Consider the following 26164-nt stretch of genomic DNA (forward strand, 5'->3'; position numbering starts at 1 on the left):
TCCGCCATGACGCGCAATTGCGCTGCGGAACCACACTGCCCGGACGGGGGCTTTTGCGCGCGCCCGTCCTGCTGCATATTGCCGATTCTTCCGAACACTCCTGTCTTGCAAAGGAAACCCCCATGCACTTCAAGCACACACTGCTCGCGGCCGCCACCCTGGCCCTGGCAGCCATCGCCCCCACCGTTTCGGCAAAACCGTTCAAGTGGGCGGGCTCCACCGACATCCAGACCATGGACGTCCACTCGCAGAACAGCGCCCTGGGCAATGGCATCCATGCGGCGGTGTACGAGTCGCTGGTGATGTTCAACAGCCGCACGCTCAAGGTCGAGCCGCTGCTGGCCACCTCGTGGCAGCAGGTCAGCCCCACGCAGCTGCGCGTGAAGCTGCGCCAGGGCGTGAAGTTCAGCGACGGCTCGACCATGACGGCCGACGACGTGGTGTTTTCGCTGCAGCGCGCGATGAGCAAGACCTCCACCTATGCCATCTACACCCAGGGCATGGACCGCATCGCCAAGGTCGATGGCGAGACCATCGACATCTTTCTGAAGAACCCCAACCCGGTGCTGCTCAACCAGCTGACCGAGCTGCGCGTGATGAGCAAGGCCTGGTCCGAGAAGAACAACTCCCTCGAACCCAAGGACATCAAGTCCAAGGACGAGACCTACTCGCACCGCAACGCCATGGGCACCGGCCCCTTCGTGCTCAAGGAGTGGGTGCCTGACCAGAAGCTGGTGTTCGCCGCCAACCCCCTGTGGTGGAATGCGGGCAAGGCCGAGGGCAACGTGACCGAGATCGTCTACACCCCCATCAAGTCCGAGGCCACGCGCATCGCGGCCCTGCTCTCGGGCGAGGTCGACATGGTGCGCGAAGCCAACCTGCAGGACCTGGAGCGGCTCAAGGCCAATCCCAATCTCAAGGTGATGGAGATGGTCGAGAACCGCACCGTCTACCTGGCGCTGGACCAGTTCCGCGATGAACTGCCGGGCAGCAGCGTCAAGGGCAAGAACCCGCTCAAGGACCTGCGCGTGCGCAAGGCGCTGTACCAGGCCATCGACGTGGCCACCCTGCAGCGCGTGACCATGCGCGGCATGTCCAAGCCCACGGGCGCCATGGTCTCGCCGCTGGTCAACGGCTGGACGGAGGCGGTGGACAAGCGCCTGCCCTACGACGCCAATGCCGCCCGGGCGTTGCTGGCCGACGCCGGCTACAAGGACGGCTTCGAGGTCGATTTCGCCTGCAGCAACAACTCCATCATCCAGGACGAGAACCTGTGCCAGGCCATCACCTCGATGTGGGCGCGCGTGGGCGTCAAGGCCAAGCTGCGCACCATGCCTTCGGTCACCTACTACCCCATGGCCCAGCGGCATGAAGCCAGCATCACCCTGCTCAGCTGGGGCGTGCCGACCTTCGACGCGCTGTACACCCTGCAGTCGCTCACGCGCACCAAGACCACGGGCGGTGATGGCAATTACAACCTGGGCCGCTACAGCAACGAACGCATGGATTACGTCGTGGACCGCGTGAAGACCGAGATCGACCAGCCTGTGCGCAACCGCCTGCTGACCGAAGGGCTGCAGCTGCAGAACGACACCGTGGCCAACATCCCCCTGCACAACCAGATGCTGGCCTGGGCGATGAAGAAGAACGTCGAACTCGTCCAGCGCCCTGACAACCGCATCGACTGGCGTTTGATCAAGGTGAACTGAAGCGCAGCGGCGGCGGCGCTGGCCGCCGCTATCGCGCGGGCTGGAACATGATGATGGCCATGCCCGCCAGTGCCACGGCCACACCGGCCACGTCCCATGCCGTGGGCCGGATCTGGTCCACCGCCCAAAGCCAAGCCAGCGCCACGCCGATGTAGACGCCGCCATAGGCGGCATACACGCGGCCGGCGGCGGCCGTGTCGTGCAGGGTCAGCAGCCAGGCGAACAGTGCCAGGCTTGCGGCGGCGGGCAGCAGCAGCCACATGGGCTTGCCCTGCTTGAGCCACAGGTAGGGCAGGTAGCAGCCCACGATCTCGGCCAGCGCCGTGGCGATGAACAGCAGCAGGGTCTTCATGCGGAGGGCCGTGGCAGCGGGGCGGTCTTGTTCTTCATGATGCTTCGATGGTGGGCGAAGCATCGGAGCCGGTCAAGCGCCTATCGTGAAGCCTGTTCCCACGAAAGGCTAAGAACCTGGTCAAGGTCACTTTTGCAGCCGCGTTGGAGTGCAATCGGGATGAGTGGATGCTTCGGATGCGCCGCATGGGCTCATGCCCATGCAAGCAGCCGGGGCGTCCAATCGCCCGATTTCACTCCAACCCGAAGGGCAAGTCACTTTTCGGGCGGTCTGCGGCGTTGCGGCGCTTGCCGATAGCACGGGCTATCGGCTGCGCACCGCGCCTTGCATCCCATCCCGAAAAGGGACTTGCGCGGCCTCAAAAGTGACCTTGACCAGGTTCTCTATCATGATCACCTGTTTCATCCGCTACGAGATCGACCCCTTCCAGCGCGACACGTTCGCCGAATACGCGCGGCGCTGGGGCCAGATCATTCCCCGCTGCGGCGGCCACCTGCTGGGCTACTTCCTGCCGCACGAGGGCAGCAACTACGAGGCCTGGGGCCTGATCGGCTTTGATTCGCTGGCCGCCTACGAGGCCTACCGTGCGCGCCTGCGCAGCGATGCTGAGGGCCGTGCGAACTTTGCCTTCGCGCAGGAAAAGCGCTTCATCCTGCGCGAGGAGCGCACCTTCGCCCAGGGCGTGGAAGGGACGCTGGGCCTGCCGGCCCACCCGCAGCAGGCCACGCCATGATGGCTGTGATCTTCGAGGTGACGCCCGCGCCCGGCCAGCGCGGTGCCTACCTGGATGCAGCCGCAGCGCTCAAGCCGCTGCTCGCGCAGACCGACGGCTTCATCTCCATCGAGCGCTTCGAGAGCCTGGCCACGCCGGGCAAGCTGCTGTCGCTGTCCTTCTGGCGCGACGAGCAGGCCGTGGCGCGCTGGCGCCAGCAGGAGGCGCACCGCAGCACCCAGGCGGCGGGGCGCGACCATGTGTTCGCCGACTACCGGCTGCGCGTGGCGGCGGTGGTGCGTGACTACGGCATGAACGAGCGGGACCAGGCGCCTGCGGATTCCCGCGCGAAGCACGGCTGAAACAGCCGGCTACGCTGGCATGAAGCCGGTGCGCAGGGCGTGGGCCCATTCGGGCCGGCCATGCTGCTCGGCCCGAGCGGCCATGGACTCGTGGTCATAGGCTACGGTGAAGTTTTCCACCTTCCAGCCCTGCGCAGTCCGCTGCGCGATGGCATAGCGCGCATCGGGCGTGCCGTTCTCGACCTTGTGCTCCACGGGGTGGTCATCGCCATAGGCCTGCAGGCCCACGCTGCCGGGGTTGACCAGCAGCATGCCCGCGCCCAGGCGCACCTGGCGCGGCACATGGGTGTGGCCGCTGGCGATCAGCGGTGCGTACTGGCCCGACAGGCGCTCTTCGATCTCAGCCGGGGTGGCGGCGCGCACCACATGGCCGTCCAGGGTTTCGAGCAGGTATTCATGGTCGCTGCGCGGCGAGCCGTGGCACAGCAGCACGTCTTCGCCCAGGCGCAAGGTGTGGGTGAGGCTGCGCATCCAGGCGAACTCCGCCTCGGTGAGCTGGCTGTGCGCGTACTGGTCCGATGGTCCGCCGTGGCCGGGGCGCAGCTGCAGCACCTGGCGCTCGTGGTTGCCCGCCAGCGACAGCCAGTCCGAGGCCATGAGCCACTGCGCCGTCTCGCGCGGCAGCAGCGGGCCCGAAAGGTTGTCGCCCAGGTTCACCACGCGGTCGGCGCCGCGGCGCGCGATGTCCGCCGCCACGGCTTCGAGGGCCGCGAGGTTGCCGTGGATGTCGGAGACGAAGGCGATGCGCATGGTGGGGTCTTGTTGCTTCGGGGGGTCAGCAGGGCGAGACGCTGCCGCCCGCGCTGCTGAGCAGGTGGGCGGTCACCTGCGCCCGGTTGAACAGCAGGTCGCACAGCCATGCATAGACCAGCCCAATATAGCCCAGCAGCGCCCAGCCCACATAGTCGCCGAAGACGATGGTGTGCAGCCAGTTCTGCCCGAACAGGTAGAACCCGCTGGCCACCAGGGTGGCCAGCAGCAGCGTGGCCGCGGCAGGCAGCAGCTGCATCCGAGCCGCGGGGCGGCGCAACGCGGCCACGCCCAGCAGGGCAAAGGCCAGCGCGTTTGCACCGCTGAAGATGCGCAACTCGCGCTGCAGCTGGTCGGCGGTGTCCAGGTACTGCCTGCGGATCAGCGCCGTGAGCTGGGCCTGCATCTGCTGCAGGGTGCCCAGGCGCAGCTCCGTGCCTTCGCGGTAGCGCGTGCGGCACTCGCAGTCAGGCACACCCATCTGGGCCGCGATGGCGGCGATGCGTACGGGCAGGCCTTCGGTGAGGGCGCGGCGCGCGGCCGCGATCTCGCGCTCATGGTCCTGCAGCAGGGCGCGGGCCCGGCCGTCGAGGAAGTTGGCGTCCAGCGCCGCGATCTTCTCGCCGGTCTTCTTCTCGATCTGCCCGCGGATCAGGTCCCGGGCCTGGTGCTCCACCCAGGTCGGCTTGGCCACGGACACGAGCAGGAGGGCTGCGAAGAGCAGGCTGCCGGTAAGGGCGATGGCCAAAATGAACGGGCGGATGAGCTGGTGCATAGAGGCGGGCAGGGTGCAGGAAAGGATCCGAAATCCGTCACGATACGCCACCAGTCCGCTGTGCCCACGTTGGGAACTGCATCCGCGTGCCCTTGCGTGACTTATGCCGCACAAAGCGCCTTCATCGCAGTCTCAGAGCACCAATACGTCTTGGCCCAAGTCGTGCCTGTGGATCCAATGCATGGGGGGGTCAGCCTGACTCGGTTGGCGAATGAGGGGGGCGGATTCAAAACTGAAGTCCAACACCCTGGATTTCAATGAGCAAGGGTGGAGTGCTGCGGGTTGTTGATCAGCAACTCGCGGTACACGGCCAGCGGTGATCGTACCCCCAGCTCTTTTCTTGGATGGTCGTTGATCTCATCGGCTATCGCATCGAGTTGCTCCTGGCTGTAGATGCTCAGGTCCGTCCCCTTGGGCAGATACTGTCGCACCAAGCCATTCATGTTCTCGTTGGAGCCCCTCTGCCAGGGGCTGTGCGGGTCGCAGAAGTACACCGCTATGCCGGTTTGCTCGCTGAGCTTCTTGTGCATGCCCATCTCCCTGCCTTGGGTTTACGTCATGCGCAGGCGCATCGGCTGGGCAATGCCCAGCAGTTTGTCCGTGAAGCCCTGCAAGACGTAGGCAGCACTGGCCGGCTTGAACCCAGGGAGCTTGACTAGCATGACCAATCGGCTGGTGCGTTCCACCAACGTCCCTATTGCACTGGCATTGCCTTCGCCCTTGATCAAGTCGCCTTCCCAGTGCCCCGGGAACTGGCGGTCTTCGATCTCTGGAGGACGCACATGGATGCTCAGCATGTCCGCAATCTGGCCCCTGCGGTCCTTGCCCTTGCTGCGCGGCACGCGCTTGTTGTGGGCGTGCCGCAAGGTGGCAAAGGTGCTGCGCCTTGGCGCTGTCATCATGCGATGGATGGCCCGATGGGTACCCATTGCGCTGCAGTTCCCGGCTGATGGTGGCTGGTGCGCGCCCCAGTTGCCTTGAGATGGCACGCATGCTGACGTTCTGCTGCTTCAGGCTGGCGGTGGTGACTCGGTCTTCGGGCTGCAGTTGGCTGTAGTGGCTGGAACGGGAGGGGGAGTGCATCTGCGGAGCTTACAGGGGTGGCAGGTGTTGCACTTCAGTTTTGAATCCGCCCACAATTTCAAACAGATAATCCTCCCTTGAACCCGCGTTGCCCGGTAGGGCAAACGTGCGCCATCGCAGGAACTAAGGAGAAGAATGATGTTGGTAACCCGGCTGAAACTGAAGAACTGGAGAAACTTCCGATTGATCGATGTGCCGCTGCGCGAAGTCTCTTATCTTTTGGGGCCCAACGCGTCGGGTAAGTCAAATCTTCTGGATGCATTTCGGTTCTTGCGGGACGTCAGCAAATCCAAGGGAGGTGGTCTTCAGACCGCAGTTGCCGAACGGGACGGAATCAGCAAGCTGCGCTGTCTTCACGCGCGGACTGATAACGAGGTATTGATCGATATAGAGCTAGCCCCATCTGCCGACTCGGAGGTCACTTGGCGCTACGTATTGGGATTCAAGCCCGAGGGCAAAGGGGCTCAGCGAATACTTGTTTCCAATGAACAGGTATGGGAAGGCAAACGCTGCCTCTTTCAGAGACCAGACAAAGCAGACAAAGCAGATCCCGTATTGCTGACCCAGACCCGCTTGGAGCAGATCGGTGCCAACGGCCAGTTTCGAGAATTGGCGGAATTCTTTGGCACGATCACATATTTGCATCTTGTGCCTCAGCTGCTGAAATTCGCTGACAAGATGGGCGGAAATCGCATTGAGGATGATCCTTTCGGACAGGGGTTCTTGGAGCGTATCGCTAAAACGCCTGAAAAGACACGCACTGCGCGCCTTAACAAGATCGGTGCTGCGTTGAAGCTGGCAGTACCGCAATTTGCTGAACTGCGGTTTTCACAAGACCAGCTGGGGCGTCCACATTTGGAAGCGCTTTATGTACACCACAGGCCGAATGCGGGATGGCAGTCAGAGGAGCATTTCTCAGACGGAACGCTGCGCCTTCTGGGGCTGCTGTGGACACTGCTGGAAGGCAATTCGCTGCTGCTGCTAGAGGAGCCAGAGATTTCGCTCAACGATTCGATCGTTAAGGAGATTCCTCTCATACTGCAACGGCTCCAACGGAACAAGAAGGTCCGCCGCCAGATTTTCCTCAGTACGCACAGTGAAGCGCTGCTCAGCAACCCCGGCATTGACGGAAGAGGGGTAGTTATTCTGGAAACGGGGGAGCAAGGCTCGACCGCCCGTACAGTGACCCAGCAGGAGGCCATGGAAATGGAGGCAGGTCTGTCTGTGGCAGAAGTGATGTTGCCCAAGACACGTCCTCTGTCGGTGAATCAGCTGGGTTTGTGGCAATGACCTATGTTGCGCTTGCAACCGAGGATGCATTGAGTGAGGCGGTGGGACTGCGACTCTTGAAGGAACTTCCTTTTGAGGTCACACCCAGTCCTCTGCTCCGGCGAGATGGCTTTGGCTACCTTCGCGCAGGCATGTCCAAGTGGCGTGAGCTCGCAACAAGGCAGGCCGTATTGCTCATCACCGATCTGGACCGACTGGAATGTCCGAGCGCGTTGAAGCGAGACTGGCTAGGGTCGAAGCCTGCTCCTGAAAATCTATTGTTTCGTGTGGCTGTTCGAGAGGTGGAGTCCTGGATCTTGGCTGATCATGTGGCGATGAGACGGTTGGTGGGGCCAAAAAGCAAGCTGCCGCCAGAGCCAGACAAGCTGCCTGATCCTAAAAGCCATCTACTGGGATTGGCTAAATTTGCTCCCCGCCAAATTCGCGAAGATATCGTCCGGCAGTCCGGTGCTGTGGCAAGCCAAGGTATCGGCTACAACAGCCGGCTTACTGCATTGGTGAGGGAAGAGTGGGATCCTGAACGTGCCGCGCAACGTTCGCCAAGTCTGCAGCGTGCCCGTGTGCGTTTAAGTGAGCTGGTAAAGCGACTGTAAGCGGAAAGCACATCGCATGGTCTGTTTGTCAAGACCAGGCCTGTCGTGATGCGGTCGTGAGCAGGGCTTCGCTACGGCAGCTTGAAAGATCTGGTGAGCCTCGGCCGGAACTAATGGATCGGAAGAGGCCAGCCTCACAGCGCGAAGATCTTGCCCGGGTTCAGGATGTTCTTGGGGTCCAGCGCGCGCTTGATGGCGCGCATCATGTCCACCGCGCCGGCGCCGGTCTCGTCGAGCAGGAAGCCCATCTTGTGCAGGCCCACGCCATGCTCGCCGGTGCAGGTGCCGCCCAGCGCCAGGGCGCGTGCCACCAGCTTGTGGTTCAGGTCCTCGGCGGTCACGCGCTCTTCGGGGATGTTCGGGTCCAGCAGGTAGCCGAAGTGGAAGTTGCCGTCGCCCACGTGGCCCACGAGGAAGTAGGGGATGCCGCTGGCGTCGGCCTCGGCCACCGAGTCGAGCAGGCAGTCCGCCAGGCGGCTGATGGGCACGCAGGTGTCGGTGCTGATGGCACGGCAGCCGGGGCGGCTCTGCACGGCGGCGAAGTAGGCGTTGTGCCGTGCGGTCCACAGGCGCGTGCGCTCCTCGGGCGTGCTGGCCCATTCGAAGGCATTGCCGCCGAACTCGCTGGCGATCTCCTGCACGGTCTCGGCCTGCTCCTTCACGCTCGACGGCGAGCCGTGGAATTCCATCAGCAGCATCGGCTCTTCGCGCAGGCCGAGCTTGCTGTGCGCATTCACCATGCGCACTGTGTTGTGGTCGATCAGCTCCACGCGCGCGATGGGCACGCCGAGCTGGATGGTCTGGATGGTGGTGCGCACGGCCGCCTCGATGCTCGGGAAGGAGCAGATCGCCGCCGACACGGCCTCGGGCAGCGGGTACAGGCGCACGGTGATCTGGGTCATGATCCCGAGCGTGCCCTCGCTGCCCACCATCAGGCGCGTGAGGTCGTAGCCCGCGCTGCTCTTCTTGGCGCGCGTGCCGGTGTGGATGACCTCGCCGCTGGCGGTGACCACCTCCAGCGCCAGCACGTTCTCGCGCATGGTGCCGTAGCGCACGGCGTTGGTGCCGCTGGCGCGCGTGGCGCTCATGCCGCCGATGCTGGCGTCGGCGCCGGGGTCGATGGGGAAGAACAGGCCCGTGTCCTTGATCGCATCGTTGAGCGCCTTGCGCGTGATGCCGGGTTGCACGGTCACCGTGAGGTCTTCGGCGTCGATGCTCAGCACCTGGTTCATGCGGCTCACATCGATGCTGATGCCGCCCTGCACGGCCAGCAGATGGCCTTCGAGCGAGGAGCCCGCGCCGTAGGGGATCACCGGCACGTCATATTGGCCGGCCAGCTTCACGGCATCGGCCACATCCTGGGTGCTTTCGGCAAACACCACGGCCGAGGGCGGTGGTGCCTGCAGCGAGCCCTCGTCGCGGCCGTGCTGCTCGCGCACCGCCTGGGCCAGGGAGCATTGCGTGCCAAAGCGCGCCTGCAGGGCGTCGATCAGCGCCTGGGGCACCTCGCGCAGGTGGATTTCTGGCAGCAGGTGCGAGGCGGCGGTGGGGGCGTTCATGGCGTGTCTCCGGGCGGAATCTGGATGTGGATTCATTTTAGGGCGCCCCGCCCAAACGCGGGGCGGCTGGTGGATAACCTGACTGCCGTGTGCGCCGCCATAGTGCGGCGAACGCTGCCTGCGCATCCCATTGGTGCGCCAAGCTGGTGCATTCCACTTGTATACCAGTTGGCACGGAAGCTGCAAAGGTTGGTGGCAATGACCTCCGCCACCGACATCAGCAACCGCATCATCGAAGCCGTGATGGCCCAGAAGCTCGCCCCTGGCTCGCGCCTGGGCGAGCAGCAGCTGGCCATGCTGTTCGACTGCAGCCGCACCATCGTGCGCGAGGCGCTCACGCGGCTGTCCACACGCGGCATCGTCACCGTGAGCGCGCGCCGCGGCTGGTACGTGATCGAGCCGTCCGAGGACGAAGCGCGCGAGGCCTTCGAGGCGCGCCGCGTGATCGAGCTTGGCCTGCTGCACCAGCTCAAGGTGGTGGACAAGGCGGCCGTGCGCCAGCTCAAGAACCATCTGCAGCGCGAGAAGGCCGCGCTGGCCGGCAGCGACGTGGGGGCGCGCAGCTTCCTGCTGGGCGACTTCCATGTGTGCCTGGCCGAGTGCCTGGGCAACAGCCTGCTGGCCGATACGCTGCGGGACTTCACGGCGCGCACCACGCTGATCGCCATGCTCTACCAGTCCTCGCACGACGCGGCCCAGTCCTGCGCCGACCACGTGCGCATCGTCGAGGCGCTGGAGGCCGGCGACATCGCCCGCGCCGAGGCCCTGATGTCCGAACACATCGGCACCGTGCAGGACGCGCTGCGCCTGCAGGCAGCCCACGACCCGCTGGCCGAGCTGCGCGACGCGCTGGCGCCGGTGCGCAAGAGCGCTGCTGTGGCCCCCGACATCCCTGCCAAGGCGCGCGCACCGCGCGGCAAGGCCGCTGCCAAAAAGTCCGATTCCACCCCGCCCGACGACACATCCCCCTACCTAGGAGCCCTGCTATGACCCCCCGCGCATCCACCACCCGCCGTTCCACCCTGGGCCTGCTGGCCGCCGCCGGCTTGATGGCCGCATTGCTGGCCCCCGCCGCGCACGCCCAGAATGCGCTGGACAACGTGCTCAAGGCCAAGGAGATCAAGATCGCCATCCCCACCGACTACCCGCCCTACGGCTTTGTCGGCACCGACCTCAAGCCCCAGGGCCTGGACGTGGAGATGGCCAACTACATCGGCGCCAAACTGGGCGTGAAGGTCGAGCTGGTGCCCGTGACCAGCGCCAACCGCATCCCCTACCTGCAGACGCAGAAGGCCGACCTGGTGATCTCCACCCTGGGCAAGAACCCCGAGCGCGAGAAGGTGATCGACTTCACCGCCGCCTACGCGCCCTTCTTCCAGGCCGTGTTCGCGAGCAAGAGCCTGTCGATCAAGAGCTTTGCCGACCTGGCTGGCAAGTCGGTGGCCGTGACGCGCGGCGCCATGGAAGACCAGGAGCTGGCCAAGGTCGCGCCTCCCGGCGTGGACGTCAAGCGCTTCGAGGACCATGCCGCCAGCATCTCGGCCTTCGTCTCGGGCCAGACGCAGGCGATTGCCACCAGCGCATCGACGGCCGGCACCATCATGGTCAAGAACCCGAACCTGGCCACCGAGTACAAGCTGCTGCTCAAGGACAGCCCCAACTTCATCGGCGTGGCCAAGGGCGAGGACAAGCTGCGCCTGCGCGTGAACGAGATCATTGCCGAGGCCAAGAAGTCCGGCGACATCGACAAGCTGTCGAGCAAGTGGCTGGGCCGTCCGGCAGGCGACCTGCCCCAGTAAGACGTCCGCCCCCTTCGACCCCTTTGCACAGGCCTGTCGCGCGATGAGCGTGGCAGGGCACGCCCACCATGCTGATCCAACTGGATTTCTCTGCCGTGTTCTCGCAGTGGCCCATGCTGCTGCGCGGCGTGGCCTGGACGATAGGGCTCACCGTGGTGGGCACAGTGCTGGGGCTGCTGCTGGGCACGGCCTGCGCCTGGGCCCGGGCACGCAACCTGGGCCCGCGCCCGGCGGCGCTGCGCTGGACCGTGGCCGCGTATGTGGAGCTGGTGCGCAACACGCCCTTCATCGTGCAGTTGTTCTTCATCTTCTTCGGGCTGCCGGCGCTGGGGCTCAAGCTCACACCCGAAGTGGCGTCGGTGCTGGCGATGGTGATCAACCTGGGGGCCTACTCTGCCGAGATCATCCGCGCCGGTATCGAGGCCACGCCGCGCGGCCAGGTCGAGGCCGCGGCCAGCCTGGCCCTGACACCGGGCCAGACCTTCCGCCGCGTGGTACTGCCGCCGGCGCTGCTCAAGGTGTGGCCGGCGATGGTGAGCCAGATCATCATCGTCATGCTGGGCTCGGCCGTGTGCGGGCAGATTTCCACGCCCGAGCTGAGCTATGCGGCCAACCTGATCTCCAGCAACACCTTCCGCGCGTTCGAGGCCTTCATCGTGGCCACCATCGTGTACCTGGCGCTGTCCATGCTCACCCGGCGCCTGCTGGTCTGGGTGGGTGCGCGTTTCCTCGTAGGAAGGTAATTCACCATGGTTGAGTTTTCGATCTGGGACATCCTGCGCAACCTGCTCGGTGCCGCGCGCTGGACGGTGAGCCTCTCGCTCATCGCCTTCATCGGCGGTGGCATCGTGGGCATGGCGCTGCTGGTGCTGCGGCTGTCCAAGCTGCGCGGCGCGCAGCGCGCCATCAGCGCCTATGTGCAGGTCTTCCAGGGCACGCCGCTCTTGATGCAGCTGTTCCTGGCCTACTTCGGCATTGCGCTCTTCGGCATCAAGACCTCGCCGTGGACAGCGGCGGCCTTTGCACTCACGCTCTACACCAGCGCCTACCTCACCGAGATCTGGCGCGGCTGCGTGGAGTCCATCCCCAAGGGCCAGTGGGAGGCCGCGCAGAGCCTGGCGCTCAACTTCCGCGAGCAGCTGCGCCACGTGGTGCTGCCGCAGGCGCTGCGCATCGCCGTGCCGCCCACGGTGGGCTTTCTGGTGCAGGTGATCAAGGGCACGGCGCTGGCCTCGGTGATCGGCTTCGTGGAGCTGACCAAGGCCGGCAGCATGATCTCCAACGCCACCTACAAACCCTTTTTGGTCTACGCCTGCGTGGCCCTCATGTACTTTGCGCTGTGCTTCCCCGTGAGCCTGGTGGCGCAGTCCCTCGAAAGGAAACTCCATGGCAGCAACCGCCACTGACACCCCGAGCGCCGCCGCTCCTTCCGATGCCATGCCGGGCCGTCCCATCGTGGACATCACGGCGCTGCGCAAGTCCTACGGTACCAACGAAGTCCTCAAGGGCATCGATCTCAAGGTGCAGCGCGGTGAGGTGATCGCCATCATCGGCAAGAGCGGTTCGGGCAAGAGCACGCTGCTGCGCTGTGTGAACGGGCTGGAGGTGTTCCAGGAAGGCGCGCTCAGCGTCAACGGCCAGAAGCTGATGCACGAGAGCCCCACCGCCATGCGAGCGCTGCGCCAGCAGGTGGGCATGATTTTCCAGAACTTCAACCTGTTCCCGCACCTCTCCGTGGGCCGCAACATCATGCTGGCGCCCACGCTGGTGAAGGCGCGCGATGCCAAGGCCGCCGCCGAGCAGGCGCGCCAGCTGCTCGCGCGCGTGGGCCTGGCCGAGAAGTTCGACGCCATGCCCGACCAGCTCTCCGGCGGCCAGCAGCAGCGCGTGGCCATTGCGCGCGCCCTGGCCATGGAACCGCAGGTGCTGCTGTGCGACGAGATCACTTCGGCGCTGGACCCGGAACTGGTGGGCGAGGTGCTGCGCGTGGTCGAATCGCTCGCGCTCGAAGGCATGACGCTGATGATGGTCACGCACGAGATGGCCTTCGCCCGCAAGGTCAGTGACCGCGTGGTCTTCATGCACCAGGGCCGCGTGCACGAAACCGGCACGCCGGCCGAGCTTTTCGGCAGCCCGAAGACGCCGGAGCTGCAGCAGTTCCTGTCGTCGCTGCACGACTGAAGCAATCAACCGGCCACGGAAAAGGCACGCCGCAGCGTGCCTTGGAAATGAGAGAAAAGGAAAGAACGGGGGCGCGGCGGTCAGGACTTGGTGGCCAGGGCAAACTCTTCCAGCGACAGGAACTTGTCCTTGTTGCGGTCCAGCGCCTCGAACTTCTGGCTGATGGCGGGCAGCATCACGGCCTCCTGCGGGCTCAACTGGCCATCGCGGTTGGCATCGGCCCGGGCAAAGGCAACGCCGGCCTGCGAGTTCTGCACTTGCTGTGCCGTGCCGCCGAGCTGCGGCGCCAGGGCGGGAGAGGGAGTGGTGGCAGTGTGCGGGATGGGCGGGGTCACGCCCACGCCGGGTGCTGCTGCAGGCCGCGCCGTGTTGCTGGCGGGGGCGGTCAGCGGCGGGTTGCTGTTGCTGCTGGCACCCTGCGCATGGGCATAGGGCGCCACGGCGAAGGCACCGATGGAAAGCACGGCAAACAGCAGGGCGCTGCTCGCATCGAAGGGGTGGGCGGCCTTGAGCGGTTTGGTGTTCACGGTCGTTGAGGTCTTCATGGGTGGTGTGCTCCGAAGTTGAACAGGCTGCCATTGCACCGCAGGCCGCATTTCGAGGCCAGTCATTTTGCCTGCTGTTGCCTGCGCCTACATTTGCCAGCCCGGTGTAACTCCTGGTGTAGGACGCCCGGCCGAATGCGCGGCCAGCCAGCCCCGCTGGGTCGCCCGGTGTCCCACGCCAGGCGCTGCGCAAGTCCTACAGCCTTGAACTCGGCGTGCTTGAACAATGGAGCCAGAGCACTGAACGCTCTTCTTTTACAAGGATTCTCCAATGACTACCAAGCACACCCTCATCGCTTCCCTGGCCGTTCTCGCCTGCAGTGCCGCCCTGGCACAGGCACCCGCTGGCGTGGGCAAGACCCCTGCCGAAGTGAACCCCGCCGCATCGGGTGGCGCGGCCGCCACCTCCGCACAGAACAAGGTCGACAACAAGAAGGCCACCACCTCGGCCGCCGTGGCCAACCCCGCCGCTGGCATGGGCAAGACCGCCCCGGCCCCTGAAATCGATGCCACTGCCGCAGGCGGCAAGGCTGCCGCCAATGCCGAGAAGAAGACCAACGCCCGCCTGATGGACGCCAACGGTGACGGCATGGTGTCGCGCGCCGAGTGGGACCGCTACCATGCTGACGCCTGGGCCGGCATGCAGTCCAGCGCCAAGAACGGCCTGGTCTCCACCGCCGAGATCGACGCCGCCAACCGCCGCGCCACGGTCCAGTGATAGCCGCGATGGCGGCACATGATTGCGGTGGTGTGTTGCCTGCGTGCCCCTGGCATGCACGCACCACCGCTCCATCCGGCGGGTGACGACGATGTCCCCGCCGTTTTTTCTCGTGCGCTCCCTCTCTGTCTGCATGCGTGACAATCCGGCCACCCTTCCCTTTCTCGCACCGGAGACACGCCACCATGGGCAACCGACTCACCGCCATCACCACGCGCACCGGCGATGCCGGCACCACCGGCCTGGGCAATGACCAGCGCGTTTCCAAGAACAGCACGCGCGTCCATGCCATGGGCGATGTGGACGAACTCAACTCCCATATCGGCCTGCTGCTGTGCGAGCCCTTGCCGGACGACGTGCGCACGCTGCTGGTGCAGATCCAGCACCAGCTGTTCAACCTGGGCGGCGAGCTGTCCATCCCGGGGTATGAACTGCTCAAGCCCGAGGCCGTGCTGCAGCTCGACGAGGCCCTGTCGCACTACAACGCGGCGTTGCCGCGGCTGCAGGAATTCATATTGCCTGCAGGCACGCGCGCCGCATCGCAGGCCCACGTGTGCCGTACCGTGGCGCGCCGCGCCGAGCGTGTGGTCGTGGGCCTGGGCGCCGAAGAGCCTCTCAACGACGCACCGCGCCAATACCTCAACCGCCTGTCTGACCTGATGTTCGTGCTGGCACGCGTGCTCAACCGCATGGATGGCGGGGACGATGTGTACTGGCAGAGCGAGCGCCTGGCACGGTCGCAAGCAGCTGACAGCTGAAAGAGCCTAGCCCATGCCCAGCATGCGCGCCAGGTTGTTGTCGCTGCGCTCCTGCTGCAGCGTGATGCTGTGCTCCAGCGCGAGCAAATGGGCCTCCATCTCGCGCGCGGCGCCTTCGGCGTCGCCCTGGGCGATGAGGTCCACCACGCGCTCATGCTCTTCGTGCTCGCACGAAGCCTTGCCGGGCGGCTCGTACAGCGCCACGATCAGCGAGCAGCGCGAGACCAGCTCCATCAGGTAACGCTGCAGCACCGGGTTGCGCGACAGCTCGGCCAGCCGCAGGTGGAAGGCGCTGGCCAGCCGTGCCCAGGCGGGTTGGGTGAAGCGGTGCATGGCATCGTGCTCGGCGGACAACTGCAGGCGCAGCGAGGCGATGTCCTCTGCGGTGGCATGGCGCGTGGCCAGGCGCACGATGGCGCCTTCGAGCGCGCGGCGCGCCTCGAACACCTGGCGCGTCTCCTCGGGCGTGGGCTCGGCCACGATGGCGCCGCGGTTGGGGCGCAGCTCCACGATGTGGTCGTGCGCCAGCGCCTGCAGCACCTTGCGCACGGTGGCGCGGCGCACATCGAACAGCTCGCACAGCGAGGCCTCGGGCAGCTTGGTGCCCGGGGTGAGACGCTGGGTCATCACGCTCTCGTACACAGTGTTGTAGATCCGCGTTTCCACGTCGTCGCCCGTGCGCAGGCCCGGCAGGCCGGGCAGCTTGCTTTCCTGCAGGGCGGCAGCGGGTTGGGCAGAGGGGCGGGGTGCTCGTGCCGGTTTCGCGCCGGCACGGGGAATTGTCTTGGTGGCCATGGTGTTCGCCCGGAACGCTTGCGGTCGGTGGTCGTCGCGTGGTCCGGCGGATGTTGTTGCCCCCATTGTCGCGCCTTCAGCGTGCGCCGTCCTGCAGCACCTGCCAGGTTTGCCAGGCCTGAACGGCCAGGCGCACCAGGGCCCGGTCGCTGCCGGCCGGGCCGACCAGCGACACGCCTGCGGGCAGGCCTTTGGCCGTGGCCAGTGGCAGGCTGACCTGGGGCAGCCCCGCCAGGCCGGCAATGCAGCAGATGCGCAGGGTGCGGGCGCGGATGGCATCGATCTGCGCACCGCCCGCGCTGCGCAGAGGTGCCACGCTGGCGGCCGAGGGCACGATGAGCACCGCGCCTGCGTTCACCAAGGCCCGCACTTGGGCGCGTGCCGCCAGGCCCGCGTTGTACGCGTCGTCCGCAGCGTCGGCCGTGACCTGCGAGGCGGCATGCCAGCGGCCCGCAATCGCTTCGTCGAAACCGGGCGCATGCTGCGTGATCCAGCGCCCATGGGCCTGCCAGGCCTCGTAGGCGCCCCAGGCCACGTAGTGGCGGCGCCAGTCTTCGAGCGAACTGCCCTGGGCTGCAGTGGCCCTGCCGCATCCCTGGGGCAGCAGCGTGGCGAGCACGTCGGCCACGCGGGGCAGCAGGGCGGCCACCTCCGCGTCGGCCTCGGCGGCCGCGTCCTGCAGCAGCAGGGCGCGCGTGGCTGCAAACGGTGTGGCAGGCAGCAGTGCCTGGGCCACGCGCTCGAAGGTGTTCGCATCGTGCGCGAACCAGGTCGCGGTGTCGAAGCTTTCGTGCAGCGGCACCAGCCCGGCGCGCGGGACCAGGCCGTGTGTGGTGCGCAGCCCCCACACGCCGCAGTAGCTGGCCGGCACGCGGGTGGAGCCACCCGTGTCCGTGCCCAGCGCAAAGTCCACCAGGCCTGCGGCCACCGCCGCGACCGAGCCGCTCGACGAGCCGCCTGGAATGCGCTCGGGCGCGGCGCTGTTGAGCGGCATGCCGTAGTGCCGGTTGTGGCCGTGGATGCTGTAGGCCAGCTCGTCGGTGATGACCTTGCCGCACAGCGTGGCCCCGGCATCGAGCACCTGCTGCACCAGCGCGCTGTGGCGCGTGGGCACGGGGTGGCTGGCCAGCCAGGCGGGGTTGCCCGCGCCGGTGGGGTGGCCGGCCACGTCGAAGACGTCCTTGGCCGCAAAGCGCAGGCCGGCCAGTGGGCCGTGGGGCGCACCCTCGATCACGAAGTGGCCATGGGGCACCCAGGCGTTGACGGTGTCGGTGAACGGCAGGCCGGGGGAAACGATGGGGCTGTGCATGGGAGTTGGGGGGGCTCAGGCAGAAGGAAACAATGCATCCACGTGTTGGCAGATGGCGCCGGGGGTGGTGAACCAGATGGCACCGGCGTCGCGCGCGCGCGCCACGTGCTCCAGCGCGCGGCGCAGGTGGCGCAGGCGGTAGGGCTGGCCCACCAGGTAGGGGTGCAGGGCGATACCCATGACCAGCGGCTGGGCTGCCGACTGCTGCAGCATCTCGTCGAAGTTGTCGACAACCATCTGCGCGAAGTCCTTGCCGTCGAGCTGGCGCGCAATGATCATCGGAATGTCGTTGAGCTCCTGCGGGTAGGGAATCGACCACAGCCGCTGGCCGCTGCGCGTGCGCATCGGCACGGGCTGGTCGTCGTGCGCCCAGTTCAGGGTGTAGCGGTAGCCGGCCTCGGCCAGCAGGTCGGGCGTGGTGGGGCTCTCCGAGATCCACGGCGAGAGCCAGCCTGCAGGCGCTGCGCCACTCTCGGCCGCGATGCGCTCGCGGCAGGCGGCCAGCAGAGCGGCTTCCTCGGCCTCGGCAAAGTCGCCCTGGCGCTCGGAGTTGGTGTGGCCGTGGCCGATCAGCTCGTCGCCGCGCGCCGCGCAGGCGGCCAGCAGTTCGGGGCAGTGCTCGTACAGCGCGGTGTTCAAAATGCAGCCGGCGGGCAGGGCCAGCTGGTCGAACAGCTCCAGGCAGCGCCAAGCGCCCACGCGGTTGCCGTACTCGCGCCAGCTGTAGTTGAGCACGTCGGGCTCGGGGGATGCCGGGCCGATGCGTGCGCCCAGCCCGCCGCCGAAGGCGAAATGCTCCAGGTTGAAGCCCAGGTAGACCGCCAGGCGCGCGCCGTTCGGCCAGGTGTAGTCGGGGCGGCGGGTGATGGGCGTGTAGCCGAAGCGCCCATGGTCGGGCAGCGGGCCGTCGCCGTAGATGCTGGTGATCATGCTCCGGCCTCTGGTGTGGACCAGGGCGCGGCCAGCCCGGCGCGCACCAGCAGCCATTCGGCGCTGTCGTTCCACACGTCCATGCGCACGATCAGGCCGCGCTGCAGCACGTAGCGGTCCACATAGCGGTTGCCCTCGAAGGGCGTGCCGTCGGGCCAGGCGCCGTGGAGCGTGCCGGTGTTGTAGACCACGGCCTCTTCGTGGGTGGCACCGGCCACCACGTCGGTGCTCTCGAACTTCTTTTTCACCCAGGCATAGCGCGTGGCGTTGAAGGCACTGCACTCGGCGGGCTGGCGCATGGGGCGCCCGCCCGTGAAGCGGATGGCCAGTCCGGGCGCGACGAAGCGGCTGGCGGCCACCGGGTCGGGAATCATCACCAGGCGCAGGAACTCTTCGACGATGGCGCCGGCGTCCTGGCCGGGAGGGGTGGTTTGCTGCATGTTGGTGCTCCTCACTGCACCGCTGGGGTGCGCAATGCTGCGGATTGGGGCAAAACGGCGGAAATGCCGGGATGTTTTGTTTGTCAGCAAAGCATGTGCCAGATTGTCGACAATTAAATAATCAACAAGTCGCCAATGAATACGTGTATTTGTTGACATTGGCACGGTGCTTGCTGGTGGTGCCTCCCGAGGCGGATAGAACCCGCCCACCGATCCGTTCATCCCCGTCCACCCGCCACTGCAGGAGAACCGCCATGCCTTTCACCAACCGCCGCCGCTTTGCCGCCGCCGCCCTCGCCGCCGCCGCCTGGACCGCCCTGGGCGCGGCCCAAGCCGCCGAGCCGATCAAGGTCGGCCTGGTCACGGCCCTGTCGGGCCAGTCCGCGCTGGCAGGGGACGCCATCACGCGTGGCCTGACCATTGCCATCGAAGAAATCAACGCCAAGGGCGGCCTGCTCGGCGGCCGCAAGCTCGAGCTGGTGCGCCGCGACGACGAGGCCAACCCCGCCAAGGGCGTGACGGCCGCGCGCGAGCTGATCTACAAGGAAAAGGTGGCCGTGCTCTTCGGCGGGCTCGATACACCGGTCTCCATCGCCATCGTGCAGTTGGCCAACCAGGAGAAGGTGCCGTTCATGGGCCCCTGGGCCGCGGGCACGCCGGTCACCAAGAACGGCGCCAAGCCCAACTTCGCGTTCCGCGTCTCGGCCGTGGACGAGATCGTGGACCGCGGCATGCTGGCCTATGCGCAGAAGACCTTCAACGCCAAGAACCCCGGCATGATCCTGGTGAACAATCCCTGGGGCGAATCGAACGAGAAGGGCCTCACCGCTGCGCTGACCGCCAAGGGCATGAAGCCCGCCGGCATCGAGAAGTTCGGCGACAGCGATGTGGACGTGGTGCCCCAGCTCACGCGCCTGAAGGCGGCAGGCGCCGATGCGCTGTTCCTGGTGGGCAACGTGGGCCCCTCGGCCCAGGTGGTCAAGTCGCTGGACCGCATGGGCTGGCAGGTGCCCATCGTCTCGCACTGGGGCCCTGCAGGCGGCCGCTTCACCGAGCTGGCCGGCCCCAACGCCAAGAACGTGCACTTCGTGCAGACCTACAGCTTCTTCGGCAAGCAGGGCCCGGTGGGCGAGAAGGTGGTGGCCGCGCTCAAGGCCAAGTACCCCGACATCAAGGGCCCCGACAACATCACCCCCGCCGTGGGCGTGGCCAATGCCTACGACGCGATGCAGCTCGCCGCCCTGGCCATCACCCAGGCCGGCAGTACCGAGGGCGACGCCGTGCGCCAGGGCTTCTACAAGATCGGCAAGTACGAGGGCCTGATCAAGAGCTACGACAAGCCCTTCAACGAAGCCAACCATGACGCGCTGAGCGAGAACGACTACGTCTGGGCGCAGTTCATTGGCAACCGCATCCTGCCGGTCGGCCTCGAAAAATAAGCCCTGCACGCCTCGCGGTCCTGCGCCCCCTGCGGCGCGGGACCTTTCCTGCTTTTCCCCATTTCCTCGATCACCACGATGCTCTTTCTCTCCGCCCTCATCAGCGGCATCGGCCTGGGCAGCATGTACGGGCTCATGGCCCTGGGCTTTCACGTCACCTTCGTGGTCTCCGGCACGGTGAACTTCGCCCAGGGCAGTTCCATGATGCTGGGCGCCGTACTCACCTACGGCTTCGCCATGGTGCTGGGCTGGCCCATGGCGCTGGCGGTGCTGCTGGCGCTGCTGCTGTGCGCGCTCTACGGCCTGGCCGTGGAGTACTTCGCCGTGCGCCCGTTCGCGCGCCGCAATTCGGACGCCTGGCTCATGGCTACGGTGGCGCTGGGCATCGTGGTCGACAACCTGGCCATGTTCACCTTCGGCAAGGAGCCGCGCAGCCTGCCCTCGCCCCTGGCCCAGGCACCGATGACGCTGGGCGACATCGGCCTGGGCGTGTACCCGCTGCAGCTGCTCATCCCGGCCATCGGCCTGGTGCTGGCCGCCGTGCTGCACTTCGTGGCGCGACGCACGCGCTGGGGCACGGCCATGCTGGCCGTGGTGCAGAACCGCGATGCCGCGCGGCTCATGGGCATTCCCATCGGGCGCGTGGTGGCGGCGGCGTTCGCGCTGTCGGCCGTGTTCGCGGCCGTGGCCGGCGTGCTCATCGCGCCGCTGGTGAACGTGCAGTCCGACATGGGCACGCTGTTCGGCCTCAAGGCCTTTGCGGTCGCCATCCTGGGTGGCATCGGCAGTGCCTGGGGTGTCATGGCCGCGGGGCTGCTCTTCGGCGTGGCCGAGGCGCTGATCACCTCCACGCTGGGCTCGGGCTACACGCAGATCCTCACTTTCTCGCTCGTCATCGTGGCGCTGGCCGTGCGCCCCAACGGGCTGTTCGGGCGTGCCCTGGTGCGCAAGGTATGACGACGACCTCCTTCCCCATGCACAAGAAAGCCCTCACCCCCCTGTCTTCCGCGCGCGGGCTGGCCATGCCAGCGCTGTTGGGCCTCACCGCGCTGGGCGTGGCCGCGGGCCTGGTGCTGGCCACGCAGGTCAACGGCTACTACGTCTTCGTGCTCGCCAATGTGGCGCTGCTGGCGCTGGTGGGCATCGGCCTGAATGTGCTGTTGGGCCTGTCGGGCCAGGTGTCCTTCGGCCATGTGGGCTTCTACGCCATCGGCGCCTATGCGGTCGCCATCCTCACCACCAAGGCGGGCTGGAGCTTCTGGGCCGCCTGGCCCGTGGCGGCCGTGCTGGCCGGCGCCATGGGCGCGCTGCTGGCCCTGCCGGCGCTGCGCGTCAAGGGCCCCTACCTGGCCATGGTGACCATTGCCTTCGGCCTGATCGTGGAGCACAGCGCGGTGGAGATGCGCGACCTCACGGGCGGGCAGAACGGCATCATGGGCATTGCCGCGCCGGCGTTGGGCATCGATGCCTTGCGTGGCGAGCGCGCCATTGCCGTGCTGGCCATCGTGGCGGCGGCGGTGGCGCTGCTGGCCTTCGTGCGGCTGTCGCGCGGGGCCTGGGGCGCGGCGCTGCGCGCGGTGCGCGATTCCGAGACGGCGGCCGAGTCCATCGGCCTGAACCCGCTGGTGGCCAAGACCGTGGCGTTCGCCGTGTCGGCCCTGCTCGCGGGGCTGGCAGGCGGGCTGTATGCACCGCTGTCGGGCTTTGTGACGCCGCACAGCTTTTCCTTCCTGCAGTCCATTTTGTTCGTGCTGGTGGTGATGATCGGCGGCGCGGGCAGCATCGCCGGGCCGCTGGTGGGCGCGGTCATCGTGGGCCTGCTGCCCGAGCTGTTGTCCAGCCTGGAGGAGTACCGGCTGCTGTTCTTCGGCGCACTGTTGCTGGTGGTGCTGTGGGTGGCACCGCAAGGCCTGGTGGGGCTGCTGGCGCGCCTGCGCCGCAGCGCACCCGCGCCAGCAGATGGCGCTACCGAAGGCGACGCATTGCCTGCGCTCCAGCCCGCAGAGGCCCGGGCGCTGAGCGCGCAGGGTTTGACCATGGTGTTCGGCGGCGTGCGTGCGGTGAGCGAGCTGTCGTTCTCCGTGCGCCCTGGTGCCGTCACCAGCCTGATCGGCCCCAACGGCGCGGGCAAGAGCACGGTGCTCAACATGCTCAGCGGCTTCTACACCCCCACCGCCGGGGGCTCGCTGCTGGGCGGCGAGCCGTTGCAGGGCCGGGGTGCCTGGCGCATCGCGCGGGCCGGTGTGGCGCGCAGCTACCAGACCTCGCAGCTCTTCGGCTCGCTCAGCGTGCTGGACAACGTGGCCCTGGCACTGGCGCGTGGCACCCTGGGCCCGCTGCTGGGCGATGGCCGTGTGTGCTCGCCTGGTGCGCGCGATGAGGCCCGTGCGCTGCTGGCCTGGTGCGGCTACCGGGGCTCGGTGCAGGTGCCTGCGGCCGATCTGGCGCACGTGGACCGGCGGCTGGCCGAGATCGCGCGCGCCCTGGCCATGCGGCCCCAGGTGCTGCTGCTGGATGAACCCGCCGCGGGCTTGTCCACCGAGGACAAGGACCAGCTCTCCGCGCTGCTGCGCCGCATTGCCGACCAGGGCGTGGGCGTGCTGCTGGTGGAACACGACATGGCGCTCGTCATGGGCCTGTCGGACCATGTGGTGGTGATGGAATCGGGCCGCCACCTGGCCGAGGGCACGCCGGCCGAGGTGCAGGCCCACCCTGCCGTGCGCAAGGCCTACCTGGGCGAAGGCGCGGGCGGTGCCGTGGCCGTGCGTGCCGCCGCGGACCGCGGCCTGCCCACCGACGCGCCCGAGGTGCTGGGCGTGGGCCGGCTCACCACCGGCTACGGTGCCGAGCCCGTGCTGCAGGCGGTGGACCTGCGCGTGCGCCAGGGCGAAATGGTGGCCCTGCTGGGCGCCAATGGCGCCGGCAAGTCCACGCTGATGCGCACCCTGGCCGGCCTGCACCGGCCGGTGCAGGGCGGCATCCACCTGCAGGGCGTGGAGCTGGGCCCGCTGCGCGCCGAGCAGATCGTGGCGCGCGGCCTGGTGCTGGTGCCCGAAGGGCGCCAGGTGTTCCCCGAACTTTCGGTGCTCGACAACATCCGCCTGGGCGCCTTCCTCCACCCCGAGGGCCGCGAGGCCCGGGTGGAGGAGATGCTGCAGCGCTTTCCGCGCCTGCGCGAGCGCCTGCACCAGCGCGCCGGCCTGCTCTCGGGCGGCGAGCAGCAGATGCTGGCCATTGCCCGCGCCCTGATGAGCCGCCCGCGCGTGCTGCTGCTCGACGAACCCTCGCTGGGCCTGGCGCCCAAGGTCATCGAGGAGCTGTTCGCCTCGCTCGCCCGCCTGCGCGACGAATCCATGACCCTGGTGCTGGTGGACCAGATGGCGGCGCTCGCGCTGTCGCTGGCCGACCGCGCCTACGTGCTCGAAGGCGGGCGCGTGGTGGCCCAGGGTACGGCGGCCGAGATTGCGGCCAACGATGCGCTCACGCGCGCCTACCTCGGCGGCGGACATTGAACAAATGAACGACACCACCATCAACCTGCCCGATGTGCTGGCCGAAGTCACGGCCGCGTTTGCACGCTACGAACATGCGCTGGTCCACAACGAGGTGGACGTGCTCGATGCGCTGTTCTTCCATGGCCCGCACACCGTGCGCTATGGCGCCACGGAATGCCTCTACGGCATCGATGCCATCCGCGCCTTCCGCAGCGGCCGTTCGCCTGCGGGCCTGGCGCGCACGCTGCGCAACACCTGCATCACGGCCTACGGGCGCGACTTCGCCACCGCCAGCACCGAGTTCACGCGCGAGGGCAGTGCGCGCACGGGCCGCCAGCAGCAGACCTGGGTGCGCATGCCCGGCCAGGGTTGGTGTGTTGTCGCAGCCCATGTATCGTTGATGGATTGACCGACAAACGACTGACCGACCGATACCCAGGAGACTTCTCGATGTTGCACAGCCTGCAAAGCCGCGGTGGCATGGTCACCGCCCCCCACCACCTGGCCGCACAGGCCGGCGCCGCCGTGCTGCGCGAGGGCGGCAACGCGGTGGAGGCCATGGTCGCGGCAGCCGCCGCCATCGCGGTGGTCTACCCGCACATGAACGGCCTGGGCGGTGATGGCTTCTGGCTCATCCACACGCCGGGCACGGCGGCCCCGGTGGCGGTGCGCGCCTGCGGCGGCGCGGCGCAGGCGGCGGACGCGGCCTTCTACCAAGCGCATGGCGATGCGGCCATCCCCACGCGCGGACCGCGCGCAGCGCTCACCGTGGCCGGCGCCATCGGCGGCTGGGCCGAGGCCCTGGAAGTGGCCCGCGCCTGGGGCGGCAAGCCGCTGCCGTTGGCCCGCCTGCTCGAAGACGCGATCCGCCATGCGCGCGAGGGCATGCCCATCACCACCTCGCAGGTCGAGCTGACGCGCGCCAAGTGGGCCGAGCTCGAACATGTGCCCGGCTTCGCGGCCGCCTTCGCGCCCGAGGGCCAGCCGCGCCGCGGCGACACCCTGCGCCAGCCGCGCATTGCGGCCACGCTGCAGCGCCTGGCCGAGGCCGGGCTGCACGACTTCTACCGCGGCGACCTGGCACGCAGCATGGCGCGCGACCTGCAGGCCCTGGGCAGCCCGCTGGCGCTGGCCGACCTGGAGGGCTGGCAGGCCCAACGGGTGGCACCGCTGTCGGTGCAACTGGCGGCCGGCCGCGTGTTCAACCAGCCGCCGCCCACACAGGGCGTGTCCTCGCTGGCCATCCTGGGCCTGTTCGACCGCCTGGGCGTGGGCCAGGCCGAGGGCTTCGACCACGTGCATGGCTTGGTGGAATCCACCAAGCGCGCCTTCGCCTGGCGCAACCGGCATGTGGGCGACCCGGCCTTCATGCGCGCCGACCCGGCGGCCTTCCTGCAGTCGGATTCGCTCGATGCAGAGGCGGCGCGCATCGACAAGGCCCGCGCCGCGCCCTGGCCCGAGCCCACGGAGCCCGGCGACACGGTGTGGATGGGTGCTGCCGATGCGCAGGGCAACGTCGTCAGCTACATCCAGAGCATCTACTGGGAGTTCGGCAGCGGCATCGTGCTGCCCGAGACCGGCCTGCACTGGCAGAACCGCGGCGCCTCGTTCACCCTGGGCGCCGGGCCCAACCAGCTGGCGCCGGGGCGCCTGCCGTTCCATACCCTGAACCCGGCGCTGGCGCACTTGAAGGACGGGCGCGTGCTGGCCTACGGCACCATGGGCGGCGAGGGCCAGCCGCAGACCCAGGCGGCGGTGTTCACGCGCCATGTGCTCTTCGGCCAGGACATGCAGGCCGCGGTGACCGCGCCGCGCTGGCTGCTGGGCCGCACCTGGGGCGAGAACTCCACCAACCTCAAGATCGAGTCGCGTGCGGAGCCGGCCCTGGTGGAGCGGCTGCGCGCGGCCGGCCACGATGTGCAGGTGGTGGGCGCCTTCGAGGACATGATGGGCCATGCCGGGGCGGTGGCCTTCCACCCCGACGGGCGCATCGAGGGCGCGACCGATCCGCGCGCCGACGGGATCTGCGCCGGCGTTTAGCGCGGCGCGAGTATCGCCATGGTGATGCGCGACACGCAGGTCATCTCGCCCGCGTCGTTGACCATGTCGATCTGCCACACATGCGTGGTGCGGCCGATGTGCACCGGGCGCGCCGTGCCCGTGACCCAGCCGCTCTGGGTAGAGCGCAGGTGGTTGGCGTTGATGTCGAGGCCCACGGCGCGGTAGCCCTCGGGGCAGGCATGGGCGGCGCCCACCGAGCCCAGGGTCTCGGCCAGCACCACGCTCACGCCGCCGTGCAGCAGGCCATAGGGCTGGTGGGTGCGCTCGTCCACGGGCACGCGGCCGCGCACGAAGTCGTCACCGACCTCCAGGAACTCGATGCCCAGGTGCGGCACGGCCGTGCGCAGGCTGTGGTGGGTGAGCGATTCGACGGTGATGGGTTTCTTCCAGATGGCAGGCATCGTTCTTTTCTTTCTCGCAAGGGAGTGAACAGATCCCCCTTGGGGGTTGGCAATGAGCCTGCCATTGTGCTTCGGTTCATGAGCCCGGGCCCGCGGCTGCGTCGCCTGC

At 67.5% G+C, this 26164-nt stretch carries 27 protein-coding genes and 1 pseudogene; 17 read left to right on the forward strand and 11 right to left on the reverse strand.

Annotated features, from left to right (window positions below):
• The first annotated feature begins 122 nt into the window (after positions 1-122).
• Positions 123-1709, forward strand: coding sequence for an ABC transporter substrate-binding protein (locus AC07X5_RS02350; RefSeq protein WP_494768912.1), 1587 nt, complete (start codon positions 123-125; stop codon positions 1707-1709).
• A gap of 28 nt (positions 1710-1737) precedes the next feature.
• On the opposite strand, the gene AC07X5_RS02355 is transcribed toward AC07X5_RS02350, so the two are convergent.
• Positions 1738-2061, reverse strand: coding sequence for a YnfA family protein (locus AC07X5_RS02355; protein WP_409962736.1), 324 nt, complete (start codon positions 2059-2061; stop codon positions 1738-1740).
• Between the two features lie 388 nt (positions 2062-2449).
• On the opposite strand from AC07X5_RS02355, the gene AC07X5_RS02360 reads away from it, so the two are divergent.
• Together AC07X5_RS02360 and AC07X5_RS02365 are read left to right on the forward strand one after the other, a co-directional pair.
• Entirely contained in the window at positions 2450-2794 is a 345-nt protein-coding gene (locus AC07X5_RS02360) for an NIPSNAP family protein (protein ID WP_494768913.1), read from the forward strand.
• Positions 2791-3135: an antibiotic biosynthesis monooxygenase family protein gene (locus AC07X5_RS02365; RefSeq protein WP_494768914.1), complete on the forward strand. Its 345-nt coding sequence runs from the start codon at positions 2791-2793 to the stop codon at positions 3133-3135. Before AC07X5_RS02360 ends, AC07X5_RS02365 begins: the two co-directional genes overlap by 4 nt.
• Before the next feature lie 9 nt (positions 3136-3144).
• On the opposite strand, the gene AC07X5_RS02370 is transcribed toward AC07X5_RS02365, so the two are convergent.
• The 3 genes and pseudogenes from AC07X5_RS02370 to AC07X5_RS02380 all read right to left on the reverse strand — a co-directional run bounded on the left by AC07X5_RS02370 (position 3145) and on the right by AC07X5_RS02380 (position 5743).
• Positions 3145-3885, reverse strand: a complete 741-nt coding sequence (locus AC07X5_RS02370) for a metallophosphoesterase family protein (RefSeq protein WP_494768915.1) — start codon at positions 3883-3885, stop codon at positions 3145-3147.
• Between the two features lie 25 nt (positions 3886-3910).
• Positions 3911-4660 (reverse strand): hypothetical protein, encoded by a 750-nt coding sequence (locus AC07X5_RS02375; protein WP_494768916.1) that lies wholly within the window; start codon positions 4658-4660, stop codon positions 3911-3913.
• A gap of 254 nt (positions 4661-4914) precedes the next feature.
• A pseudogene (locus AC07X5_RS02380) lies at positions 4915-5743 on the reverse strand (IS30 family transposase).
• 135 nt (positions 5744-5878) lie between these two features.
• On the opposite strand from AC07X5_RS02380, the gene AC07X5_RS02385 reads away from it, so the two are divergent.
• Both AC07X5_RS02385 and AC07X5_RS02390 read left to right on the forward strand, forming a co-directional pair.
• Entirely contained in the window at positions 5879-7033 is a 1155-nt protein-coding gene (locus AC07X5_RS02385) for an AAA family ATPase (RefSeq protein ID WP_494768917.1), read from the forward strand.
• Complete coding sequence (locus AC07X5_RS02390) at positions 7024-7626, forward strand: hypothetical protein (RefSeq protein ID WP_494768918.1); 603 nt, start codon at positions 7024-7026, stop codon at positions 7624-7626. Before AC07X5_RS02385 ends, AC07X5_RS02390 begins: the two co-directional genes overlap by 10 nt.
• 134 nt (positions 7627-7760) lie before the next feature.
• Here the strand turns inward: AC07X5_RS02390 and AC07X5_RS02395 are convergent, their stop codons facing one another.
• Positions 7761-9185, reverse strand: a complete 1425-nt coding sequence (locus AC07X5_RS02395) for an FAD-binding oxidoreductase (RefSeq protein ID WP_494768919.1) — start codon at positions 9183-9185, stop codon at positions 7761-7763.
• Between the two features lie 198 nt (positions 9186-9383).
• Between AC07X5_RS02395 and AC07X5_RS02400 the strand changes: the two genes are divergently transcribed.
• From AC07X5_RS02400 to AC07X5_RS02420, 5 genes are all read left to right on the forward strand, one after another.
• Positions 9384-10175 carry a GntR family transcriptional regulator gene (locus tag AC07X5_RS02400; protein ID WP_409962747.1) on the forward strand — a complete coding sequence of 264 codons (792 nt, stop codon included), beginning with the start codon at positions 9384-9386 and terminating at the stop codon, positions 10173-10175.
• The gene (locus tag AC07X5_RS02405) at positions 10172-10984 is read left to right on the forward strand and encodes a transporter substrate-binding domain-containing protein (RefSeq protein WP_494768920.1); all 813 of its coding nucleotides are present in this window, start codon (positions 10172-10174) and stop codon (positions 10982-10984) included. Before AC07X5_RS02400 ends, AC07X5_RS02405 begins: the two co-directional genes overlap by 4 nt.
• A 68-nt stretch (positions 10985-11052) precedes the next feature.
• Positions 11053-11727 carry an amino acid ABC transporter permease gene (locus AC07X5_RS02410; protein ID WP_494768921.1) on the forward strand — a complete coding sequence of 225 codons (675 nt, stop codon included), beginning with the start codon at positions 11053-11055 and terminating at the stop codon, positions 11725-11727.
• 6 nt (positions 11728-11733) lie between these two features.
• The gene (locus AC07X5_RS02415) at positions 11734-12390 is read left to right on the forward strand and encodes an amino acid ABC transporter permease (protein WP_409962753.1); all 657 of its coding nucleotides are present in this window, start codon (positions 11734-11736) and stop codon (positions 12388-12390) included.
• A gap of 31 nt (positions 12391-12421) precedes the next feature.
• A complete protein-coding gene (locus AC07X5_RS02420) occupies positions 12422-13165 on the forward strand; it encodes an amino acid ABC transporter ATP-binding protein (protein ID WP_409962776.1) in 744 nt (247 codons plus the stop codon).
• Between the two features lie 80 nt (positions 13166-13245).
• Here AC07X5_RS02420 and AC07X5_RS02425 read toward each other — a convergent pair whose 3' ends face one another.
• Positions 13246-13710 (reverse strand): EF-hand domain-containing protein, encoded by a 465-nt coding sequence (locus AC07X5_RS02425; protein ID WP_494768922.1) that lies wholly within the window; start codon positions 13708-13710, stop codon positions 13246-13248.
• Positions 13711-13981: 271 nt separating this feature from the next.
• Between AC07X5_RS02425 and AC07X5_RS02430 the strand changes: the two genes are divergently transcribed.
• Positions 13982-14428 (forward strand): hypothetical protein, encoded by a 447-nt coding sequence (locus AC07X5_RS02430; protein WP_494768923.1) that lies wholly within the window; start codon positions 13982-13984, stop codon positions 14426-14428.
• 185 nt (positions 14429-14613) lie between these two features.
• Positions 14614-15186 (forward strand): cob(I)yrinic acid a,c-diamide adenosyltransferase, encoded by a 573-nt coding sequence (locus AC07X5_RS02435; protein WP_409962759.1) that lies wholly within the window; start codon positions 14614-14616, stop codon positions 15184-15186.
• A 6-nt stretch (positions 15187-15192) separates the two neighbouring features.
• Here the strand turns inward: AC07X5_RS02435 and AC07X5_RS02440 are convergent, their stop codons facing one another.
• The 4 genes from AC07X5_RS02440 to AC07X5_RS02455 all read right to left on the reverse strand — a co-directional run bounded on the left by AC07X5_RS02440 (position 15193) and on the right by AC07X5_RS02455 (position 18660).
• Positions 15193-15981: a GntR family transcriptional regulator gene (locus tag AC07X5_RS02440; protein ID WP_494768924.1), complete on the reverse strand. Its 789-nt coding sequence runs from the start codon at positions 15979-15981 to the stop codon at positions 15193-15195.
• Between the two features lie 76 nt (positions 15982-16057).
• Entirely contained in the window at positions 16058-17290 is a 1233-nt protein-coding gene (locus tag AC07X5_RS02445; protein ID WP_494768925.1) for an amidase, read from the reverse strand.
• 15 nt (positions 17291-17305) lie between these two features.
• Positions 17306-18220 (reverse strand): polysaccharide deacetylase family protein, encoded by a 915-nt coding sequence (locus tag AC07X5_RS02450; protein WP_494768926.1) that lies wholly within the window; start codon positions 18218-18220, stop codon positions 17306-17308.
• Positions 18217-18660, reverse strand: coding sequence for a nuclear transport factor 2 family protein (locus AC07X5_RS02455; protein WP_494768927.1), 444 nt, complete (start codon positions 18658-18660; stop codon positions 18217-18219). The genes AC07X5_RS02450 and AC07X5_RS02455 overlap by 4 nt, the downstream gene beginning before the upstream one ends.
• A 254-nt stretch (positions 18661-18914) precedes the next feature.
• On the opposite strand from AC07X5_RS02455, the gene AC07X5_RS02460 reads away from it, so the two are divergent.
• From AC07X5_RS02460 to AC07X5_RS02480, 5 genes are all read left to right on the forward strand, one after another.
• The gene (locus tag AC07X5_RS02460; protein WP_409962768.1) at positions 18915-20099 is read left to right on the forward strand and encodes an ABC transporter substrate-binding protein; all 1185 of its coding nucleotides are present in this window, start codon (positions 18915-18917) and stop codon (positions 20097-20099) included.
• Between the two features lie 78 nt (positions 20100-20177).
• Positions 20178-21056 carry a branched-chain amino acid ABC transporter permease gene (locus AC07X5_RS02465; protein ID WP_494768928.1) on the forward strand — a complete coding sequence of 293 codons (879 nt, stop codon included), beginning with the start codon at positions 20178-20180 and terminating at the stop codon, positions 21054-21056.
• Positions 21057-21121: 65 nt separating this feature from the next.
• Positions 21122-23611, forward strand: coding sequence for a branched-chain amino acid ABC transporter ATP-binding protein/permease (locus tag AC07X5_RS02470; RefSeq protein ID WP_494769445.1), 2490 nt, complete (start codon positions 21122-21124; stop codon positions 23609-23611).
• Positions 23612-23615: 4 nt separating this feature from the next.
• The gene (gene hpxZ / locus AC07X5_RS02475; protein ID WP_409962774.1) at positions 23616-24002 is read left to right on the forward strand and encodes an oxalurate catabolism protein HpxZ; all 387 of its coding nucleotides are present in this window, start codon (positions 23616-23618) and stop codon (positions 24000-24002) included.
• A gap of 41 nt (positions 24003-24043) precedes the next feature.
• Positions 24044-25633, forward strand: coding sequence for a gamma-glutamyltransferase family protein (locus AC07X5_RS02480; RefSeq protein WP_494768929.1), 1590 nt, complete (start codon positions 24044-24046; stop codon positions 25631-25633).
• Here AC07X5_RS02480 and AC07X5_RS02485 read toward each other — a convergent pair.
• Positions 25630-26055, reverse strand: a complete 426-nt coding sequence (locus tag AC07X5_RS02485; protein WP_184855097.1) for a hotdog fold thioesterase — start codon at positions 26053-26055, stop codon at positions 25630-25632. The genes AC07X5_RS02480 and AC07X5_RS02485 overlap by 4 nt on opposite strands.
• Between the last annotated feature and the right edge of the window lie 109 nt (positions 26056-26164).

This window comes from Acidovorax sp. GW458-11-26-14-TSB4 (assembly GCF_059423865.1).